The organism is Trinickia sp. Z7 (genome assembly GCF_056498045.1).
In genome coordinates, this window is record NZ_JAUEQW010000002.1 from 167173 (window position 1) to 186242 (window position 19070).

Annotated in this window: 23 protein-coding genes; 13 read left to right on the forward strand and 10 right to left on the reverse strand. The window is 64.1% G+C overall.

Annotation, left to right across the window (positions count from 1 at the left end; genetic code table 11):
- The first annotated feature begins 166 nt into the window (after positions 1-166).
- From QQS38_RS04790 to treF, 5 genes are all read left to right on the forward strand, one after another.
- The gene (locus tag QQS38_RS04790; protein ID WP_479644229.1) at positions 167-400 is read left to right on the forward strand and encodes a DUF2795 domain-containing protein; all 234 of its coding nucleotides are present in this window, start codon (positions 167-169) and stop codon (positions 398-400) included.
- 163 nt (positions 401-563) lie between these two features.
- Positions 564-1058: a PRC-barrel domain-containing protein gene (locus QQS38_RS04795; RefSeq protein ID WP_479644230.1), complete on the forward strand. Its 495-nt coding sequence runs from the start codon at positions 564-566 to the stop codon at positions 1056-1058.
- 832 nt (positions 1059-1890) lie between these two features.
- A complete protein-coding gene (locus QQS38_RS04800) occupies positions 1891-2088 on the forward strand; it encodes a hypothetical protein (RefSeq protein WP_479644231.1) in 198 nt (65 codons plus the stop codon).
- A 100-nt stretch (positions 2089-2188) separates the two neighbouring features.
- Positions 2189-2932 carry an acetoacetyl-CoA reductase gene (gene phbB / locus QQS38_RS04805; protein ID WP_479644232.1) on the forward strand — a complete coding sequence of 248 codons (744 nt, stop codon included), beginning with the start codon at positions 2189-2191 and terminating at the stop codon, positions 2930-2932.
- A gap of 308 nt (positions 2933-3240) precedes the next feature.
- Positions 3241-4983: an alpha,alpha-trehalase TreF gene (gene treF / locus QQS38_RS04810; protein ID WP_479644233.1), complete on the forward strand. Its 1743-nt coding sequence runs from the start codon at positions 3241-3243 to the stop codon at positions 4981-4983.
- 18 nt (positions 4984-5001) lie between these two features.
- On the opposite strand, the gene QQS38_RS04815 is transcribed toward treF, so the two are convergent.
- On the reverse strand, positions 5002-5325 hold the full coding sequence (locus QQS38_RS04815) for a chemotaxis protein (protein WP_479644234.1): 324 nt from the start codon (positions 5323-5325) through the stop codon (positions 5002-5004).
- Positions 5326-5576: 251 nt separating this feature from the next.
- Here QQS38_RS04815 and QQS38_RS04820 point away from each other — a divergent pair, with 251 nt between their 5' ends.
- A complete protein-coding gene (locus QQS38_RS04820) occupies positions 5577-5783 on the forward strand; it encodes a hypothetical protein (RefSeq protein WP_479644235.1) in 207 nt (68 codons plus the stop codon).
- A 93-nt stretch (positions 5784-5876) separates the two neighbouring features.
- Complete coding sequence (locus QQS38_RS04825; protein WP_479644236.1) at positions 5877-6404, forward strand: PRC-barrel domain-containing protein; 528 nt, start codon at positions 5877-5879, stop codon at positions 6402-6404.
- Between the two features lie 161 nt (positions 6405-6565).
- Here QQS38_RS04825 and QQS38_RS04830 read toward each other — a convergent pair whose 3' ends face one another.
- The 7 genes from QQS38_RS04830 to QQS38_RS04860 form a co-directional block, all read right to left on the reverse strand.
- Entirely contained in the window at positions 6566-6877 is a 312-nt protein-coding gene (locus tag QQS38_RS04830; protein WP_479644237.1) for a hypothetical protein, read from the reverse strand.
- A 120-nt stretch (positions 6878-6997) separates the two neighbouring features.
- Entirely contained in the window at positions 6998-8263 is a 1266-nt protein-coding gene (locus tag QQS38_RS04835; protein WP_479644238.1) for a c-type cytochrome, read from the reverse strand.
- 110 nt (positions 8264-8373) lie between these two features.
- Positions 8374-8790, reverse strand: a complete 417-nt coding sequence (locus QQS38_RS04840) for a hypothetical protein (protein ID WP_479644239.1) — start codon at positions 8788-8790, stop codon at positions 8374-8376.
- Positions 8791-8793: 3 nt separating this feature from the next.
- Positions 8794-9408, reverse strand: a complete 615-nt coding sequence (locus tag QQS38_RS04845; protein ID WP_479644240.1) for a cytochrome c oxidase subunit 3 — start codon at positions 9406-9408, stop codon at positions 8794-8796.
- 1 nt (position 9409) lies between these two features.
- Positions 9410-11419 carry a cytochrome c oxidase subunit I gene (ctaD, locus tag QQS38_RS04850; protein WP_479644241.1) on the reverse strand — a complete coding sequence of 670 codons (2010 nt, stop codon included), beginning with the start codon at positions 11417-11419 and terminating at the stop codon, positions 9410-9412.
- A gap of 10 nt (positions 11420-11429) precedes the next feature.
- Complete coding sequence (coxB, locus tag QQS38_RS04855; protein ID WP_479644242.1) at positions 11430-12392, reverse strand: cytochrome c oxidase subunit II; 963 nt, start codon at positions 12390-12392, stop codon at positions 11430-11432.
- A 12-nt stretch (positions 12393-12404) separates the two neighbouring features.
- Positions 12405-12674 carry a hypothetical protein gene (locus QQS38_RS04860; protein WP_479644550.1) on the reverse strand — a complete coding sequence of 90 codons (270 nt, stop codon included), beginning with the start codon at positions 12672-12674 and terminating at the stop codon, positions 12405-12407.
- 228 nt (positions 12675-12902) lie between these two features.
- On the opposite strand from QQS38_RS04860, the gene QQS38_RS04865 reads away from it, so the two are divergent.
- From QQS38_RS04865 to QQS38_RS04890, 6 genes are all read left to right on the forward strand, one after another.
- Complete coding sequence (locus tag QQS38_RS04865; protein WP_479644243.1) at positions 12903-13049, forward strand: TolC family protein; 147 nt, start codon at positions 12903-12905, stop codon at positions 13047-13049.
- Positions 13050-13135: 86 nt separating this feature from the next.
- Entirely contained in the window at positions 13136-14314 is a 1179-nt protein-coding gene (locus tag QQS38_RS04870) for an enolase C-terminal domain-like protein (protein ID WP_479644244.1), read from the forward strand.
- Between the two features lie 16 nt (positions 14315-14330).
- Positions 14331-15329, forward strand: a complete 999-nt coding sequence (locus tag QQS38_RS04875; RefSeq protein ID WP_479644245.1) for a hypothetical protein — start codon at positions 14331-14333, stop codon at positions 15327-15329.
- Entirely contained in the window at positions 15326-16039 is a 714-nt protein-coding gene (locus QQS38_RS04880; protein WP_479644246.1) for a gluconate 2-dehydrogenase subunit 3 family protein, read from the forward strand. The genes QQS38_RS04875 and QQS38_RS04880 overlap by 4 nt, the downstream gene beginning before the upstream one ends.
- A complete protein-coding gene (locus QQS38_RS04885) occupies positions 16029-17672 on the forward strand; it encodes a GMC family oxidoreductase (protein WP_479644247.1) in 1644 nt (547 codons plus the stop codon). Before QQS38_RS04880 ends, QQS38_RS04885 begins: the two co-directional genes overlap by 11 nt.
- 76 nt (positions 17673-17748) lie before the next feature.
- The gene (locus tag QQS38_RS04890; protein WP_479644248.1) at positions 17749-18321 is read left to right on the forward strand and encodes a DUF3005 domain-containing protein; all 573 of its coding nucleotides are present in this window, start codon (positions 17749-17751) and stop codon (positions 18319-18321) included.
- 57 nt (positions 18322-18378) lie between these two features.
- On the opposite strand, the gene QQS38_RS04895 is transcribed toward QQS38_RS04890, so the two are convergent.
- Together QQS38_RS04895 and QQS38_RS04900 are read right to left on the reverse strand one after the other, a co-directional pair.
- Positions 18379-18741: an HVO_A0114 family putative DNA-binding protein gene (locus QQS38_RS04895; protein WP_479644249.1), complete on the reverse strand. Its 363-nt coding sequence runs from the start codon at positions 18739-18741 to the stop codon at positions 18379-18381.
- Positions 18738-19022: a toxin-antitoxin system TumE family protein gene (locus QQS38_RS04900; protein ID WP_479644250.1), complete on the reverse strand. Its 285-nt coding sequence runs from the start codon at positions 19020-19022 to the stop codon at positions 18738-18740. The genes QQS38_RS04895 and QQS38_RS04900 overlap by 4 nt, the downstream gene beginning before the upstream one ends.
- Positions 19023-19070: the final 48 nt, after the last annotated feature.

A 19070-nucleotide genomic window follows, 5' to 3' on the forward strand; every position in this document is an offset into this window, starting at 1 on the left:
TGTTTGTCGAGCCGCGAGGAAGGTGGCAAAGACTGCACCGTCGCTGCACGATTTACGACCCGCGCGAGGGGGTCCGCACACCGGCGCCAAGCGCGCCGCGCACGCGTCGATGGAACAGTCGTTGCTGGACTCCATGGCGTGTTCAACCTCGTCCAAGGAGGCATACATGGCCCAACATCCGGCCCACTCGCAAGACCATCGGCACCCCGGACAACCCTCGCCGGTCGCCGTGCAAAAAGCGTTGGCGGGCATCGATTATCCGACGACGCGTGAGCGCCTCTCGGAAACGGCGCGCGCGCACCACGCCGACCGCGAAATCGTCGAACTGCTCGATCGGCTGCCGGATAAGAACTATGACAGCCCCGCGGCAGTTTCGAAGGCGATCGCACGAGTGCAGTAGAGATGCAATGGACAAATAGGAGGATCGACCCAATCGGCTCCATCGGCAAACCGGCCGAAGCAGCCAATTCGACAGTTGGGCATAGCGGTCGGCAAAGGCATCGCCCGTAGGGACGAGCGCCACTGCCGGCCCGTATAGATCGATACATGAAAGGAGCATTGCTATGAGCATTTCACCCGATCCCATGAGCGGCCGCGGCGAGACCCGCATCGTCGGTAAAGGCAGCACGACGGCGGAAGGCCCGGGACCCTATGTGATGGCCGCGAGCACGCTCGACGGCGACAAGGTCATGAGTTCCGACGGCGAGGACGTCGGCAAGATCAAGGAGATCATGCTTGACGTCTATACGGGCCGGATTGCCTACGCGGTGATGTCGAGCGGCGGGTTCCTAGGCATCGGCGATAAGCTGCTCGCCATTCCGTGGAGCGCCCTCACGCTCGACACCGATCGCAAGTGCTTCTTGCTGTCCGTGAGTTCCGAGACGGTGCGCAACGCGCCGGGCTTCGATAAGGATCATTGGCCGGTCATGGCCGACGCCGCATGGGCGAACGAGTTGCATACTTACTACGGCAGCTCGCCTTACTGGGACTCGAATGTGGAGAACGTGGACACGACGGGCGTCGCCTCGGGCACGGTGCCGCGGCGCGATCATCACTAAGCTCGCATAGCCGCGCAGCGCGCGCTCACACCGTTGTCGCGCCCGTGCGCGGCGCATCGTCGCAGCGCACGGGGCGATCCGCTATCCGCCGCCGATACCCTGCAGTACTCGTCCTGTTCCGCCGCAGATCGTGCACGGCTGATCCTCGACCATGCCCGTCCCGCGGCAGACGCGGCACGGACTTTCGCCAACTCCGGGCGCCTCGGGCGGCGCTTCATCTCCGGGGTTCTTCGGTTCCTGGCTTTCTTGCATGGGGGGTTCCTCCGTTAGCGGTCGCGATATGCCACCCCAGCAATAACCGGACCGGACGAGGTCGTTTTCGCGCGAACTCAAAAATGTGACGGGAAAATTAAACGATTCGCATTGCGGCGCATAGACATCATGCGAACACATTTGAAAGTTAATGTACACCCTGTCATACCTTTCACACCTGTCAGAACAAATGGGGAAGTAGACATAGATCGCTCTCCCATATTGCGAACTGCGGACGACGGTATTAGTATTGCGCCAACCAAGAATCGCGCCTGGCCGGCGTGAACCAGCCGGGTCACCGAAACAATTACCGTATCACCCGCAGGATGCGTGCCTGCGGCGGGTAATTAGTACCTTGGCCTGCGCAGGGCAAATAAATAATCGAAAACGTTTTATAGCGTCATATGAATAGCCATTCCGTTCGTCACCCGTTTTACGTTTCTCAACCGGAATTCTTTCCGGTTTTTCTCAGTGCGTTTCGTCGACGATGTGATTGATGCATTAAGTACTACTGGTGCAGCCCGCACCGCGCGTCAATTGAGGACACGGACCGACCCTCTTCAGCCGATTGGAGACAAGCATGCTGAGCCCACACGAACTCGCCACTTTGATGCTCGTTAAGGACGCTCCCGATCAGATCGGCGATCGCGCCGAACTCGGCACGTTGCTCGAGCGCCATCTGATCGCGCTCGAGCAAGCCGAGGACATCGGCTTGCTGCGCCCGCGCATCACCGAGAACGGCAATTCGATTCTCGAAGCCTGCTCGCGTTTGCGCTAGTTCGCGGCAGGCCCGGTAAGGCCGTGCGTGCAGTTTGAGAGGCCTGCGCCGCACCGGCCGAAGTTTCACTTCGTCAAACACTCGTCAATGGAGAAAAGACATGACAAAAAGAATTGCCCTCGTCACGGGGGGCATGGGTGGCATCGGCGAAGCGATCAGCATAAGGCTGCATGACGTCGGCCACGCCGTCGTGGTCACCTATTCGCCGAGCAACACGGGCGCCGATGCGTGGTTGGCGCGCATGGAGGCATCCGGAAGGCAGTTCCGCGCCTATCCCGTCGACGTGGCCGATTACGATTCGTGCGTGCGCTGCGCCAATCAGATCAAGAGCGAGATCGGCCCCATCGACATTCTCGTCAACAACGCCGGCATTACCCGCGACGCGAGCTTCAAGAAGCTCGAAAAGGACGGTTGGGACGCGGTGCTCAGCACCAATCTCGACTCGGTGTTCAATATGACGAAGCAATGGTACGAAGGCATGACCGCCCGGGGCTGGGGCCGCATCGTCAACATTTCTTCGGTCATCGGTTGTAAGGGCGGGTTCGGGCAAACCAACTATGCAGCCGCTAAAGCGGGCATGCACGGCTTCACGAAATCGCTTGCACTCGAACTCGCGCGCAAAGGCGTGACCGTCAACACCGTCTCGCCGGGCTTCATCGCCACGCGCATGGTCATGGCGGTGCCGGAAGAAATCATGAACACGAAAATCCTGCCCGAGATTCCGGTAGGACGTCTAGGGCAACCGGAGGAAGTCGCCGCGCTGGTCGCCTACCTGTGTTCTAACGAAGCGGGCTTCGTCACGGGAGCCAACGTTTCGATCAACGGCGGCCAGCATTTGCAATGATGCGCCAAGGCTGGCGTGTCCAGCCCCGAAGCGCCCATAAAGCCCCTTGAATCGACGAGCGGCGCGCTGCGCGCCGCCATGTCGCATCCGACCGGTACCGCCTCTCGCCTCATTCGCTCGGCCCGCTCGGGTTAGCTGCGCGGCTTGCGGGCCTCGCGCCGCAGGCCGTGTCATGAGTCTCGTTCGACGCCCGCGCATGCCGCCGCGCATCGCGGCTCGGCGCTTCTCACCCCAGCGGGATGCGGCATGCGTGTTGCGCTGCCGCGGAACCCCTGCGCTTTCGACCACCCCGACGAGAGGAACCGCCCATGCATTCGGCCTTCGCGCGCCATGCGCTCGCCGCCGCCCTGCTGACTGCCGCTTTCGGCTTTGCCGGTCAGTCCGTCGCGGCGCCCGCCGTGACGGCGCGCGCGAACGCGTCACCGACGGCTTCGATTCGCACGCCGGCTTCCCAGCCGCACGCGCAGTCTTCGCCGGTCGTGCCCACGCCGCCCTCGCAGACGTTGGGCGAGCTTTATCGCGCCGTCGAGCTGGCCCATGTGTTCCCGGACAGCAAGACCTTCGCGGATCGGGTCCCCAAGGAGGACCCCGCACGTATCGCCGCGGCGTACGAAGCGGCCCGGGGCGAGCCGGGCTTCGATCTGCGCAAATTCGTCGAAGCTCGCTTTAGCGCACCGCGGCATGAGGTCCGGCAGTATGTCTCCGACCCGAAGCAAACCGTCGTTGCACATATCGATACGCTGTGGGACGTCCTTCGCCGCGATCCCGAGCCCGCGGCCGGCGCCTGGTCCTCGCTGTTGCCGTTGCCCTCCTCTTACATCGTGCCCGGCGGGCGCTTCGACGAGATTTACTACTGGGACTCGTATTTCATCATGCTGGGGCTCGCCGCCAGCGGCAGACACGATCTGACGCACGACGAGTTGAAGAACTTCGCCGCGCTCATCGATCGCTACTCGCATGTCCCGAACGGCAATCGCACCTACTATCTCAGCCGCTCGCAGCCGCCGTTCTTTGCACAGATGGTCGGGCTGCTCGCGCAACGCGAGGGCGATAGCGCCTACCTGCAGTACCTGCCTGAATTGAAGGCCGAATACGACTATTGGATGGACGGCGCGGCGACGGTCGGACCCGGCCACGCCGCACGGCATGTCGTTCGCCTTTTCGACGGCACGGTATTGAACCGTTACTGGGACGAGCGCGATGCGCCGCGCGATGAATCGTATCGAGAAGACGTGGAAACGGCCGCCTCGATGCCGCAGCGTAACCCCGCCGACTTGTGGCGCAACTTGCGCGCAGGGGGAGAGAGCGGTTGGGACTTCAGTTCGCGCTGGTTCGCCGACAACCGCACGCTGGCGACGATCGATGTCACCTCGCTGGTGCCCGTCGATTTGAACGCTTTGCTCTACGGCCTGGAACGAACACTGGCAAAGGCGTACCGGCTGCAGGGCGACGCCACGCGTGCGGAAAACTTCGAAGCGCGCGCGAGAGCACGGGCCGAGGCCATTCGCCGCTGGCTCTGGGACCCTCGCATCGGAGCGTTCTCCGATTACGACTACGTCCATCGCACGCTGCGCCACCGCCTGACCGCGGCAACGGTATATCCGTTGTTTGCCGGCGTCGCCTCGCGCGAACAAGCCAAAGCCGTGGCCGAAGCGATCAAGCGCGGCTTGCTGCGGCCGGGGGGCATGGCCACGACGCAGGTGGCGACCGGTCAGCAGTGGGACGAACCGAACGGCTGGGCGCCGCTGCAATACCTCGCCGTGATCGGCCTGCGCCGCTATGGCGAAACGGCGCTCGCGCGCACGATAGCAACGCGCTGGATTCGCACAAACGTCGCCTATTACGCGCGCACCGGCAAACTCGTCGAGAAATACGACATCGGCCGCAACGCCGCGCACGCGTCGGCGGGGGGCGGCGAATATCCTCTGCAAGACGGCTTCGGCTGGACCAATGGCGTCTTGCGCGTGTTGCTGCAGCTCTATCCGGAGGCCGCCGATATCCAGGCCGCTACGCCCGCAGCAGCCTCGGCAGCGGCTTTCGCCACTCACTGAGCCACGCCGCCGTCTCCGTCAGGGCTCGATATCCGGGTTCGGGTCGGCCGGCGTGTCGATCCGATCGGGCTCGATATCGGCGTCCTCGCTCAGCGTCGAATCACCATCGGCCGACGAGCGCTCGCCGGTGCCTGTGCGGTCCGTGTCGCTGGCCAGTTCCGCGTCGCCGGTTTCCAGCGCGTGCTGATCGAGCTCGGTGTCCTTGTCGAATTCGTGCCGCTTCGCGCCGGCAATATCGCTCCCGCTGTCGGACGAATCACTCGGTCCCAACGCGCCCGTGTCTCTACCGGGCGCTTCGGAACCGCCGGAAGACGGCAAGCTATCGGGGTCTAATGTGCTCATTTGATCTCCTTTCGACGCCATTGGACGAGACGATTTCGTTCGCGCCGGCGAGCCAGGCCCGCGTCGCCCGACATGAATCGCAGATCGCTCCACATCGGCCATCCCCGGCCGAACATCGCCGCGCGTACCTGCGCAATGCAGCAACAGGCGCGCCACCAACGCGGCCATGGTCATCTCGGGACGGCGCCCCGCCGAGGCACGCTCTATGCGTGCTCGTTCACACAGCCCCGTGATCTTCGAAGGAGGATTCCATGAACGTTCACAGCGGCAAGTCGCAGGACGAGCGCGTAGCCGCACGCAACCCGCAACCGCAAGCGTCGCTCGAGCAGCCCGGCGGCGAAATGGCAGTCGAAGGCACCGAAGCCGACACCACCCATAGCTGCGGCCAACTGTCCGACGCAGGTAGACGCGCCTGGCAGGTGGGAACCGGAATGGACGGCGGCGGCAAGAGCCGCTGACTTGCGGCGCGATCGCGACGGGCGCGGACTCTCGCCAGGCGACAGCGGGCCCGTTCGCACCGAGTGCTTCACCACACGATTAGGAGAGATGCTATGCGTACCCATACCACCCCAACGACTCCCGGCATGACGCAAGGCGCGCGCATCGTCGGCAAAGGCAGCGAAACGGCGTCCGGCCCAGGTCCGGATGTCATGGCCGCCAGCACCTTGGACGGCGATAAGATTCTGAGCACCGACGGCGACGAGGTGGGTAAGGTCAAAGACATCATGCTCGACGTGCAAAGCGGCCGCATCGCGTATGTGGTCATGTCCTCGGGCGGCTTCCTCGGCATCGGGGATAAATTGATGGCCATTCCATGGAGCGCGTTGACGTTGGACACCACTCGCAAGTGTTTCCTACTCGCGCTCTCTTCGGAGCGCATCAAGAACGCGCCGGGGTTCGACAAACAGCACTGGCCGTCGATGGCCGATGCGACCTGGGCAACCTCGATCCACCAGTACTACGGACGAGAGCCCTATTGGCGCAGCCTCGGGGCCGATGACGAGTACGAAGCCGACTACGACGTGGCGCGCGACGACTTGGACCCGGATGCCCCTGAGGCTGGCGGAGTCAAGCTTTAGGGTTGGTCGTCATAGACGGCGCGTGTCGAGCAGATAAGCGTCGTCGGTTCGCGCTTCGGCGTTAGCCCCGTAACCGCAAATGACGAGCGCGGCCGCCCGCATGGGGGCCGCGCTCGTCGCTTGCAGCCTGCCAGGCAAACGCCGGGCAGCACCGGCATTCGTTACGGCTTGGTGGTCGAGGCCGCCTGGGCGGCGGTCGCATGGCGACGATAGTGGTGCGATTTTCCGTGCTTCTTGTGATGCCTGAGCGCAGGGGTCGACGCCCCATCGTCCGGCGCCGGCGCAGCGGTCATCCCCGGCGGCGCCGATGCCCCTGCAACGCCCGCAGCCCCTTCGCCGCCCGGAGTCCTTCCCATCCCCGGCGAGCCGCCGCCTGTCGTCGGCTGCTGCGCGAACGATGGTGGGCAAAGCCACGCCAATGCCGCCGACATGACCGACATCAGAAGCGCTCGGCCTATGGTTTGGCTCTTCATTCAATTCCCTCCTTCAACGATGACGATTCCAAGGATCGACACGGCGCGTCAAAAGCGCAGCATGTCGGTCCGATGCGCCGCAACACGCATGCCTCGGCGCATGACGCAGACGCTCGCGCCTCATCGGTGCAAGACGCTTCTCATCCGGGAAACTTCGCGCGGTGCGACGGGCCGCGCCTCGTTGCCCCATGCATTGCGGACAAACGTGAGCACGCGCGCTATCTCCGTGTCGCTCAACTTGTCTTTGAACGAAGGCATCCGCTGCGGCTTCGGTCCACCCTTCGTCTCGGCGCTGCGACCGCCTTCGAGCAACAAACGAACGAGCGAAGTCGCGTGCGGCGCGACCACCGTCGGATTGCCCGCCAACGAAGGGTACTTGCCCGGCTCGCCGCGGCCGTCGGCATGGTGGCAGCGCGCGCAATAAGCGTTGTAGAGCCCCGCACCCGGATATTCGATCGCGCCCGTTCGCAACACGCCGACCGTGGCCGCGTTACGAGCCGGGTCCGTATCCACGTGCCCGCTCCTTTGTCGCGGCGGCAGCGTCTTCAAGTAAGTCGCGATCGCATGAAGATCATCGTCGGTCATGTATTGGCCGCTGTTTTCGATTACCTCCGTCATGCTGCCGAACGCCGCCAATCCGGCGCCATGACCATGCTCGAGGAATGCAGCGATGTCATCGGGCGAGAGGCGGCCGAGCCCGGAATCCGGATCGCCCGTCAAATTCGGCGCGAACCAGTGATCGTTCGTTCCGCCCGTCAAATAAAGCGGATCGCCGTCGTTGTACCCGCGCTCTTCATAGGCAGGGCCGCGCGGAGTGTGGCAAGCGCCGCAGTGACCCAACGCTTGGACGAGGTAGGCCCCGCGATTCCACTGCGCGCTTCGGTCCGTACGCGGATCGAAGCGCTCCTGCGGCGCAAACAGTTCATCCCAGACGGCAAGCCCCAGGCGCTGATTGAACGGAAACGGCAGCTTCGTCTCGGGCGAAGGTTTCGGTACCGGTGCGACACCGTGCATGAAGTACGCGTAAAGCGCATGCATATCGTCGTCGCTGATCTTCGAGAAGGACGGAAACGGCATGGCCGGATACAAGCGTTTGCCGCCCGGCGCGACTCCCTCGCGCACCGCGCGCTCGAAGTCTTCGTAGCTGTAGCGGCCAATGCCGTAAGTGGGATCGGGCGTGATGTTCGTCGTCCAAATCGTGCCGAACGGCGAGCCCATGGGCAAGCCGCCCGCGAAAGGCGCAGAGGGCCGCGGCGGTTGACCTGTCGGCGCATTCGTATGACAGCCGGCGCAATCGGCTAGCTTGGCAAGATAAGCGCCGCGCGCAATCAGCGCGGCATCAGCCGATTCGCCGGCGCGGCACGGCAACGACACTGTCATGCTCATTGCCATTGCCCAGACGCAGGCGAATCCGCATACGCCACGCACAGCGCGCCGAACGAGCGCACGAGTCCACGAGCCGGGCACCATTTCTCCCTCGTTATCGACGCATTGCATCAGAGGCACGCCTTGACGAGCGCGGTGGCGACGTCGGTCGCCACGAGCGCGAACAGAAACAATCCGCTTGCCATGAGCCCCACCCTTGCCACGAAAGCTTGTCCCTCCACTCTCGCATCGGGCGCATCCGGCGCCTGGCCGCGCTGCGCGCGCGCAAGGCGGCGCCAGTTGCGCCATGCGAGCGACGCGCCGAGCGCCCCGACGATCAGCAACAGCGCGCTCATGCCGGCGACACCCCATCCCACCGCCGGCGCGAGCGGCACGTGCAACGGCACGTCGTGAGGAAAACACGTTTGAGCGATCAACGCCTCCCCCGCGCAAATTTGCAGGAGCCACGCGGCCGGCGTCGCCAGCACGCCGACCGTGAGCGTCCATTTCGAAACGGGTTCGCCGCTTACGGCACGCTTCGCTTCCATTTGCTAAAACCAATAAGGCGTCAGATACAGTGTCGTGAAGATGAAGAGCCAAACGACATCGACGAAGTGCCAATACAAGCTGCCGATGGTCAACGCGGCATGGCGTCGTTCGTCGAAATAGCCGAGTGCAGTCCACCATCCGAGCAACACGAGCACGAAGAGGCCCACGAGCACGTGGGCCAAATGAAACCCCGTTATCGTGAAATAAAGCGAGCCGTAAAGGTGCGACGTGGGGCCATAAGGATGGTCGTGCCATTCGTGCAGTTGAATGCCGACGAACGACACGCCTAGCGCCACGGCCACCGCCATTGCCGCCACGGCCCACTTCTTCTTCCGACGGCGCACGAACCGCTCGCACAGCCAGGCGAACACGCTACTGGTAATGAGGATCGCGGTATTGACCGACGACAGGCCGAGCTTGGGCAACCCCTCGGGCGGCCAATGCGTCGTCTGCTGCACGGCCAGGTAGAGGTACGAGAAGATCAAATAGCCGAACAGCGCCGCCTCGGTTGCAATCAGCATCACGCATCCGAGCAAGCCGCTCGCACGCTCGCCTGCACTGCCGACGGGCAGCGCATTGGCCGGACGCAGCAGGACCGCTTGCGCATCGTCGCTCATTTCACCCCTCCTCGATAGGCGCGGGCTCGCGTTGAATCAGTTCGCGCTGCGGCCAGAGCCAGAGCGCGATCGAGACCGCACAGCCGAGCAACATCGCAAGCGCAGCGCCCCACCACTGCAACGCGAGCGCCGCGAAGAACAACGCGGCGAACACGCTCAACATGAACGGCGCGTACGAATCCTCGGGCATTTTCAGAATGACATAGGGCTTGCCGCTCAACGCGGTCGTGCCGAGCGCTTCGCGCCCCTGCACCAGCAGGTAACCTTCGTCGAGATGCGAGCGCGCCTCGACCAGTTTGTCGGCCTCGCCTTCCATGCGCGCTTCCCATAGCGGGTGCCTGCTTGCGACGATCGGTAGGACTGCGAAGTTATAGGGCGGCGGCGGCGAGGGCACGGACCATTCGAGCGACGGCGCATCCCACGGATTGGGCCCTGCGATCGGCCCGCGCTTCAGGCTGCGGATGACATCGACGAGGAAGACGAGAATGCCGAAGGCGAACACGAACGAGCCGATCGAAGTCAGCATGTTCACCGTATTCCAGCCCATGTCCGGCGGATACGTGTAAATCCGGCGCGGCATGCCGAGCAGGCCGGCGATGTGCATGGGAAAGAAGCCGAGATTGAATCCGACGAACATGAGCCAGAACGCAATGCGGCCGAGCCGTTCGCTCATCATGCGGCCCGTGAACTTCGGAAACCAAAAATAAGTGCCTCCCACAACCGGGAAGACGTTGATGCCGATGAGCACGTAGTGCAGATGCGCGACGACGAAGTAAGTGTCGGTCAGTTGCCAATCGAGCGGCACGGCCGCGGTCATGACGCCCGATACGCCGCCGATGACGAACAGCAGGACGAATCCGGCAAAAAACAAAAACGGCGTTTTGAACACCGGACGGCCGAGCCAGATCGTGGCGATCCATGCGAACGTCGCCACGGCGCTCGGAATGGAGATGATCATGCTGGCCGAGCCGAAAAACGCGAGCGCGAGCGGAGGCAAACCCGTCGCGAACATGTGATGAATCCAGACGACGAAGCCGACCACCATCGTCGCCACCGTCGAGATGGCGACGGGTCCGTAGCCCACGAGCGGCCTGCGGCAAAACACCGGCAACGCATCGGAGACGATGCCCATGGCAGGCAGCACCACCACATACACCCACGGATGCGCGAAGATCCAAAAAAGATGTTGCCAAAGCAGCGCCCGCCCGCCGCCGCCGGTGACGTCGAAGAAATGCATGCCGATGCGGCGATCGAGCCACAGCATCAAAAACGCCAAACTCACCGAAGGAACCGCAAACAAGTTGCCGACGGAAATCGTCAAGGTGCCCCAAACCAGCACCGGAATCCGATCGATCGACATGCCGGGCGCGCGCATGCGCAGCAACGTCACGACGAAGTTGGCCGCGCCGACCGACGTGGAGACGCCGAGCAGCACCATGCCGAGCGCGTAGACGTCGATATTCGGACCGACATCGTAGGTCAAGCTCGAAAGCGGAACGTAATTGAACCAGCCTGCGTCCGCCCCCTGCCCCAGCGGAAAACTCGCATACAGGAAGATGCCGGCGAACAGGAACACCCAATACGAAAACGCGTTGAGCCGTGGGAACGCCATGTCCCGGCTGCCGAGCACGAGCGGCCACAGGTAATTCGAAAAACCGGAAAGCACCGGCAGCGCGTAAAGAAAGATCATCGTCACGCCGTGCATCGTGAACAGTTGATCGTATTGCTCGGGCGTGAGGATGCTCGCGTTCGGACGCGCGAGCTGGACCCGCATCACCAGGGCTTCCAAGCCGCCGATCAGCAAGAACACGAACGCCGTCACGAGGTAGCGCAGGCCGATGGCTTTGTGATCGACGGTCGAAAGCCACCCGCGCCAGCCGGGGCGCGTCTCCCACAGCTCGTGCAAGCGCGCTTTCCCGGCTTCGTCGAGCACGCCGCGTTGCAGCGGGCGGGAAAGGCGAACGGTGCCGGGCGGGTCGCCGGGCAATGCGGAGATAGGCGTCTCTGACATCGTGCTTCGCTCACTGCAAAGTGGAGAGATAGGCCGATAACGCCGCCGCTTCGGAGGCGGGCAGCGCGATCGACGGCATCAGCGAGTCGGGCTTGATGCGCTGCGCGTGCTCGATCCAATCGAGCCGGTGCTCGGGCGTGTTCGTCATTTGCCCCGCGGCAATCAAGCGGCGCGAGGCCAAGTGGGTGAGGTCGGGCGCTTGCATGCCGGCCGCCTCGGTGCCGCGCACCGCATGGCAGCCCGCGCAGCGTTCGCCGAAAATATGTTGGCCCGCGCGCGCATCGCGGGTGGTCGCGGCCTGCGCGCTGCGCCCCTGGGCGTCGCGCCAAGCATCGAATTCGGCCTGCGATTGAGCGACGACTTCGAACGCCATATGCGCATGTTGCACGCCGCAAAACTGGGAGCATTGGCCGCGGTAGACGCCCGGTACATCGGCCTCGATCCATTGCATGTTGGTTTGCCCCGGGATCATCTCCGTCTTGCCCGCAAGTTTGGGCGCCCAAAACGTATGAATCACATCGGCGCTGCGAAGCTCCACACGCACGGGCACCCCCACCGGAATATGAATTTCGTTAGCCGTGACGAACGGGCGCGAGGGATCCTCGGGGTCGAGATAGTCGACTTTCCACCACCAGTCGTATGCGGTGACGACGATAGTCAGCGGCGCTTCGCGCGAGGGCGAGGCCACCGATTCGAGCGTGACCATGGCATAGACCAGTGCGGCGAACAAGGCGACTGAGGACAAGCCCGTCCCGATCGCGAGCCACCGCAAGCCGCCGGCGTCGGCGGGCAGCCGCTCGGCCTCGCCGGCCGCCGGCACACGCCGTCGCCTCGCGATCGCGGCCACGAGCAGGACGGCGATGAGCACCGTCACTGTCGTGACGAGCGCGATCAGCGCCCAACCGAGCCGATAGGTCGGAGCGGCCGCCGGCCCGGCCGCGTGAGTCAGATATTGCAGCGGCGCAGCACTCATCGCCGTTCGCGCTCAACCTGCAATTCCGCTGAGACCGTTATCGCTGTCGGCGCTGGGGTTGGCCCCACCGCGCTTGGCGCGCGAATCCTTCGTGTCGTCGCTGCCGCCGCCGTCCTCGCTCGCCCCGCCTTCGCCGGGCTTGGGCGATCGCTTCGGATCGATGCGCGTGGCGCCACCCACGGCAGGCGAATCGCTCGCGGGAAAGCTTTCGTCCACCCCGTGATCGATGCGCGCCTCTTCATGGCTCTTTTCATCCGATTGCTTGCCGCTTGCGTTCGACATGGCCTGTCCTCCACAACGCTTGAAAACGAGCGTTGCCGTGCAATACGCATGCCCGGCGGCGCGAGCCCCGCAAGCCTTCGCGTTCCCGGCCGATCGTCGCCGCGGAGCGCTTCTCGCAGAGCCGCATGCGCTCGCCTTCTATCGACCGGACCTCGCGTATCGGGATGCGCTCTCCACCACCGCGGATACCCAACAAAGCGCTTGCGCGCGGATGCTATCGAAAAGGCTTTGTCAGCTTCGTTCATCGACGTGCTCGATGCCCAACGGCAATTGGCGCAGGTACGGGCGCAATACATACAGGCGCGAACACAAATCGAAACCGACCTCGCCACGCTTCACAAGGCACTCGGCGGCGGATGGCAATTGGCGGCATAGTGCTTGCTGGTTCGTCGAAGGCGACAGCATCGCGCCTTCGAGCATTGCCCGATGCACCCACCCGCATCCGCACGACCGGTAAGATAATGAGGCCCGTTTCCAGCGATACCTACGGCAACACACCCGCACGAACGCAAGCCACCGCTTGCGCGTCGCGCGTGACCGATGCGCTGGATGTGACGCCGATCGCCGCGGTGCGCGCGCACGCCTATCGAATTCCCACCGACGCACCGGAAGCCGACGGCACGTTCGAGTGGACGTCGACCACGCTCGTCGTCGTGGAAATCGACGCGGGGGGATGCACGGGCCTGGGCTATACCTACACCGACGCCAGCGCGGCCGCATTGATCAGGGAAACGTTAGCCACGACGTTGCTTCACGAGCACGCGGCGCGCGTGCGGGCGTTGACCGCGCGCCTATGGCGTCGTGTGCGCAACATCGGCCGCTCCGGTCTGTGTGCAACGGCGATCTCCGCACTCGATTTCGCGCTGTGGGACCTCAACGCGAAGTTGCTGGAGGTTCCGCTCGTGCGCTTGCTCGGCGGCGGGCTGCGCGAGCGCGTGCCGATTTACGGCAGCGGAGGATTCACGAGCTACGACGATGCCCGATTGCGCGAGCAGTTGGCGCATTGGGTCGAAGCGGATGGTTGCGCCGCGGTGAAGATGAAGATCGGCGCGCAGCCCGAGCGCGATCCGCAGCGCGTGAAAGCCGCGCGCGAAGCGATCGGCGACGCCGAACTGTTCGTCGATGCGAACGGCGCGCTCACCGTCAACCAAGCGCTGCAGTGCGCCGATCGCTTCGCAGGCGAGGGCGTAGCGTGGTTCGAAGAGCCGGTTTCGTCGGATGATCTTGCTGGGCTGCGTCTCGTGCGCGAAGCTGCGCCGCCCTCGATGGACATCGCAGCGGGCGAATACGCGTATACAGGCGACGATTTTCGCCGAATGTTGGAAGCGCAGGCGGTCGATGTGCTGCAAGCGGACGCTACCCGCTGCGGCGGCGTCACCGGCTTCATGCAGGCGGCGCAGCTGTGCGACGCGTGGCACATTCCGCTCTCGGCGCACTGCGCCCCGGCGCTGCACCGCCACTTGGCCGCGGCGGCCCCGCGGCTACGGCACATCGAGTGGTTTCACGATCACGTACGGATCGAATCGATGTTGTTCGACGGCGCGCCGCGCGCCGAACGCGGCGCGATCGCGCCCGACCTCTCGCGCCCCGGTTGCGGTCTCGAGTTCAAGCGCACCGATGCGACACCCTACGCCTTATGAACGGAGAACATCACCCATGAATCGCAAGGCGGACGGCATCGTCGCCGTCTTGGGCCTCACCGCCAGTGCGTTAGCCGCCGCGGCGCTGACCAAAGGCGCCGCGGCCCGCTACACGAAGCGCGGCGAGCCAGCCGCGCACGCGTTGCGCGCTGTGCGCGACGCGGGTGCGTCGGTCCTACCTCGTGCGCATGCACATACGCAACAGGATGCCCACATCCATGCGGCCCGCGCATTCAACCGCAGTTCGGCCTTGCTTGCGTGGTCCGCGCTAGCGGACTCGGCCGTCGAGCATTACCGCGGCTCGTTCGAGAACCGCGCGATGTATGCACCGCTCATCGTCGGCGCGCTGTCATTGACTGCGGGCCTTCATGGGGGCGCCGATCCCGCGGGTAATCGCCACCGCGTGCGCAACGGCATTTATTTGGCGGCTGCCGGTGTCGGTATCGCGGGCACGGGCTTCCATCTTTACAACGTCACGAAACGGCCGGGCCGATTCAACTGGCACAACTTGTTTTATGGCGCGCCGCTCGGCGCGCCGATGTCGCTGCTGCTTTCCGGAGCGCTCGGCGCGGTGGGCGAGCGGCTGCGCGACGAACCATGGCACGACCCGCAATTGTTCGGCATGCCGGCGGGCAAAGCGCTCGCGTTGTTCGCGGCCGCGGGCATGGCAGGCACCGTGGGTGAAGTCGCGCTGCTGCATTTTCGGGGTGCCTTTCAAAACCCGGCCATGTATGCGCCCGTGACCGTGCCGCCGATCGCCGCCGCGCTGCTCGCGCGCGCCGCGCTCGGGCCGCCCCGGACGAATTGGTGGACCCGCCTATGGTTGCGGATGACAGCCGCACTCGGGGCGATCGGCGTCGGTTTTCACATCCGCGGCGTCGCGCGCAATCAAGGCGGCTGGCGCAATTGGTCGCAAAACCTTTTGAGCGGACCGCCGCTGCCTGCGCCACCGAGCTTCACCGCACTGGCAACCGCGGGCCTCGCCGCGTTGCGTTTGAGGGACACGGAACGATGAACACCGAGCGCCGCACGCGCTATCCGGGCTATGACGTCATGCGCAAGCGCGACACGCCGTCGTGGGACGACGCGACGCGTGAGGTGATAGACGCGCGGCTCGCACAGCGCAACACCCCGAGCTTTTGCAACGATGTGCAGTGGCGCGCACTCGATGTGCTATGCGCGGTGATCGTTCCGCACTCACGCGCCGCGCCGCAAGAAACGACCGCGTCCGAGGACGGCACACAAACCGGCCGCCTCGATTGGAGCCAAGCGAGTGTGCCAGTCGCGGCGCTCGTCGATATGAAGCTTCTTCATGACGGCCGCGATGGCTATCGCGACGCGCGGCTGCCCCCCCTGCGCGACGCATGGCGCATCGGCCTTGCCGCGCTCGACGCCGAGAGCCGTCGCGCTCACGGCGCGGCGTTTGCCGACATCGACGATATGCATCGACGCGAACTGGTGACGCGCATGCAGCGGGGCGAGCTGGCCGACCCCGCGTGGGAAGGCATGGCGTGCGATGTCTTCTTCAGCTTGCGTGTGCTCAATGACATTGTCAGCGCGTACTATGCGCATCCGCAGGCCTGGAACGAGATCGGCTTCGGCGGGCCCGCGAATCCGCGCGGCTATGTGCGGATGCAGGCGAACCGGCGCGATCCGTGGGAAGCGGCGGAAGCCACGCCCGGGGACGAAGCGCGCGCGCTCGAGGAGAACCGCCGTGCGCGATGACGCACTACACACCCCGCGCGGCAAGGACGGGCGTGCGCCCGACGTGTTCACCGTGGGCGGATGGGTGCCGATGCAGGAGTACCGGCAAGACGACGCAGTCGATTTCGCGATCGTCGGCACCGGGGCGGGCGGCGGCACGCTCGCTTGCCGCTTGGCCGAACAGGGCTTCCGTGTGGTGGCGTTCGACGCCGGGGCTTGGTGGCGACCGCTCGAGGAATTCGCTTCCGACGAGACCCATCAATCGAAGCTGTACTGGACCGACGAGCGCATTTGCGATGGCGAACAGCCGCTCAAGATGGGCAGCAACAACAGCGGTAAAGCGGTGGGGGGCAGCACGGTCCACTTCGCGATGGTATCGCTGCGCTTTCGTCCCGAATGGTTCAAGGCGCGCAGCCTGCTGGGCTACGGCGCGGATTGGCCCATCGATTGGCGCGAGATGTGGCGCTATTACGCTTACGTCGAAGACGCGCTGAAGATTTCCGGTCCCGTCAATTACCCCTGGGGGCCGCATCGTCCTCGCTACCCCTACCGCGCCCACGAACTGAACGCAGCCGCGTTGGTGCTCGCGCGCGGCTGCGACGCGCTGGGCATCCCGTGGACCCCCACGCCGCTCGCCACCGTTTCGGCGCCGCGCGGCAAGTCCCACCCGTGCGTCTATCGCGGCTTTTGCGTGACCGGTTGTGCAACGAATGCGAAGCAAAGCGCACTCGTCACGTGGATTCCCCGCGCCGTGAAAGCGGGGGCGGAAATTCGCGACCTGTCGATGGTGGGACGCATCGTGCTCGACGAGCACGATCGCGCTCGCGGCGTCGAATATTTTCGCGAGGGACGCTGGCAATTTCAGCCCGCCCGCAATGTGGTGGTGGCCGGTTATGCAATCGAGACGCCCCGATTGTTGCTGATGTCGGCCACGACTCGCTTTCCCGATGGCCTCGCGAATCGCTCGGGCCTCGTCGGCAAGAATCTGATGGTGCAGTCCAATCAAGCCGTGTGGGGCCTGATGGACGAAGAGATCCGCTGGTACAAAGGTCCGCCTTCGCTGGCGATGACCGAGCACTGGAATTACACCGATGAGGGCAAGGACTTCTTCGGCGGCTACTGCTATATGAGCCAAGGTCCGTTGCCGAACGCGTGGGCCGCCGTGCAAACTGGCCGGGGCCTTTGGGGCGAAGCACTGCATCGCGAGATGGAGAAATACAACCATCAAGCAGGGTTGAAGATCGTCGGCGAGACGCTCCCGCAGGAAATGAATCGCGTCACGCTTGCCGACGAGAAAGATGCTTACGGCTTGCCGATCGCACGCATCACGCATTCACTTTGCGACAGCGATAAGCGTCTGGTTCGACATGCGCTCGATTTCATGACGAATGCGCTCGAGGCCGCCGGCGCGAAAGAAGTGTGGCGTCAGGAGGACGATACGTGCCATTTGAACGGCACCGCGCGCATGGGGGACGATCCGCGCACGAGTGTCGTGAACGCCGACTGCCGCAGTTGGGATATTCCGAACCTTTGGATCTGCGATGGTTCCGTGTTTCCAACGGTCGGCGGCGTCAATCCATCGTTGACCATTCAAGCCATCGCATGCCGCACGGCCGATCGCATCGCGGCATTGCGCTCGCGCGGCGAACTGTGAGGGAGCGAGGCGGTCCCACGGGCATGATCGTTGCGCGAAATTCCGCAGGACGTCCAACTTTCAGAGGACAGCTACCGTGGAAAACGCGCAGAACAATCCAACTCAGAGCCAGCAAAACGAAATCGCGGCCAAGAGCCCGGCGAAGACGCCGGCCGCGGGTGATATGCCCGATGCGAAGACGCAAGGGCGCGAATTCGCTCAGAACAAGGGTACGACCTCGCCCGCATCGGTGGCGGCCAAGGAGCCCGCCCCGTTGCCGTCGATCGAGCATGGCACGAAGGATATCGACAGTCCCGATCCGGTCGCGCGAGCCAATGCGCGGACCGTGTCCGTCGACAATGCGGGCATGGCGGCGTCGGACGACACCGTCGATACGGACGGCAAGGGTCTCGAAGCGCGACGCGGGGCCTCGATGTGGCAGGACAACGTCATCAATTCCAACGCAACCCTTGAAAACAATATGCCGGTGCCACCTGTGGGGCTGGTCGATCTCGACAGCCGCCCGAGCGGCAACGTGCCGGTCATCGCGACACGAGCGGGCTGGCGCGTGGCCTATCACGGGACGGTCGAGGTGAAAGAGCGCAATGGCTCGCGCGCCGAACAGGTGATCAGCTTGGAGCGAACCGGGAACGGATACTCGCACGGATAGCCGCCGGGTGACGGAGCGCCTGCGCGCTTTGGGCGCGAGGCCGCCTGGCGCGAATCGTCAGGCCGCGGCTAACAGGTCGAACTCAGTATGAATTTTTTCGTACGGCACATGGATCTTCCCTTCGGGCGTGCGTTGTACGAGGCCCCACTCCAGCAATATCGCGACGTCTTCATGAACTCGCTTGACGTCTCGCGACAGACTACGCGCGAGCGCACGTAGGCTGATCTCGCCGAGCGCCTGCAGGCGTTCGATGAGTTCCCACCGTTTTGGAGTCAGTACGGAGAACAACGCCCTAGGGGATTCGAACTCGAACGTATCGGTGTCGGATTTGCCGTCGTGCCAGGATTGAACGAATCGCTCGCTCATTTCCGCGAGCGCTGTGGCCGTATCTCGACGGATGCGAATAATGGCGGTTTTCATAGTGTCCTCCTGCGCTTGACTTCCGCGATGAACGCCCCAATTAGGTCCTGCGGCCCGGTGAAACGATAGGGTTCTTCGACGCCATCGACATGCCGATGATCATCCTTCGGCCGCTCATTGTCGTATCCAACGAGCCGGTGGCCGGGGTAGCCGTAGAACAATCGATATTTATAACGATGAGAACCGCCTTCGACCGGTTCAGGCACTTCCCAAATCACCATCTCGAGGATCGCGCCGTCGTCGAATGCCATCCTGTCACGGTGGATCAGTCGTGCTTTCATGTTGGCGATCATGCCAACAATTTTGACTGTTGTCAAACATGCCAACAG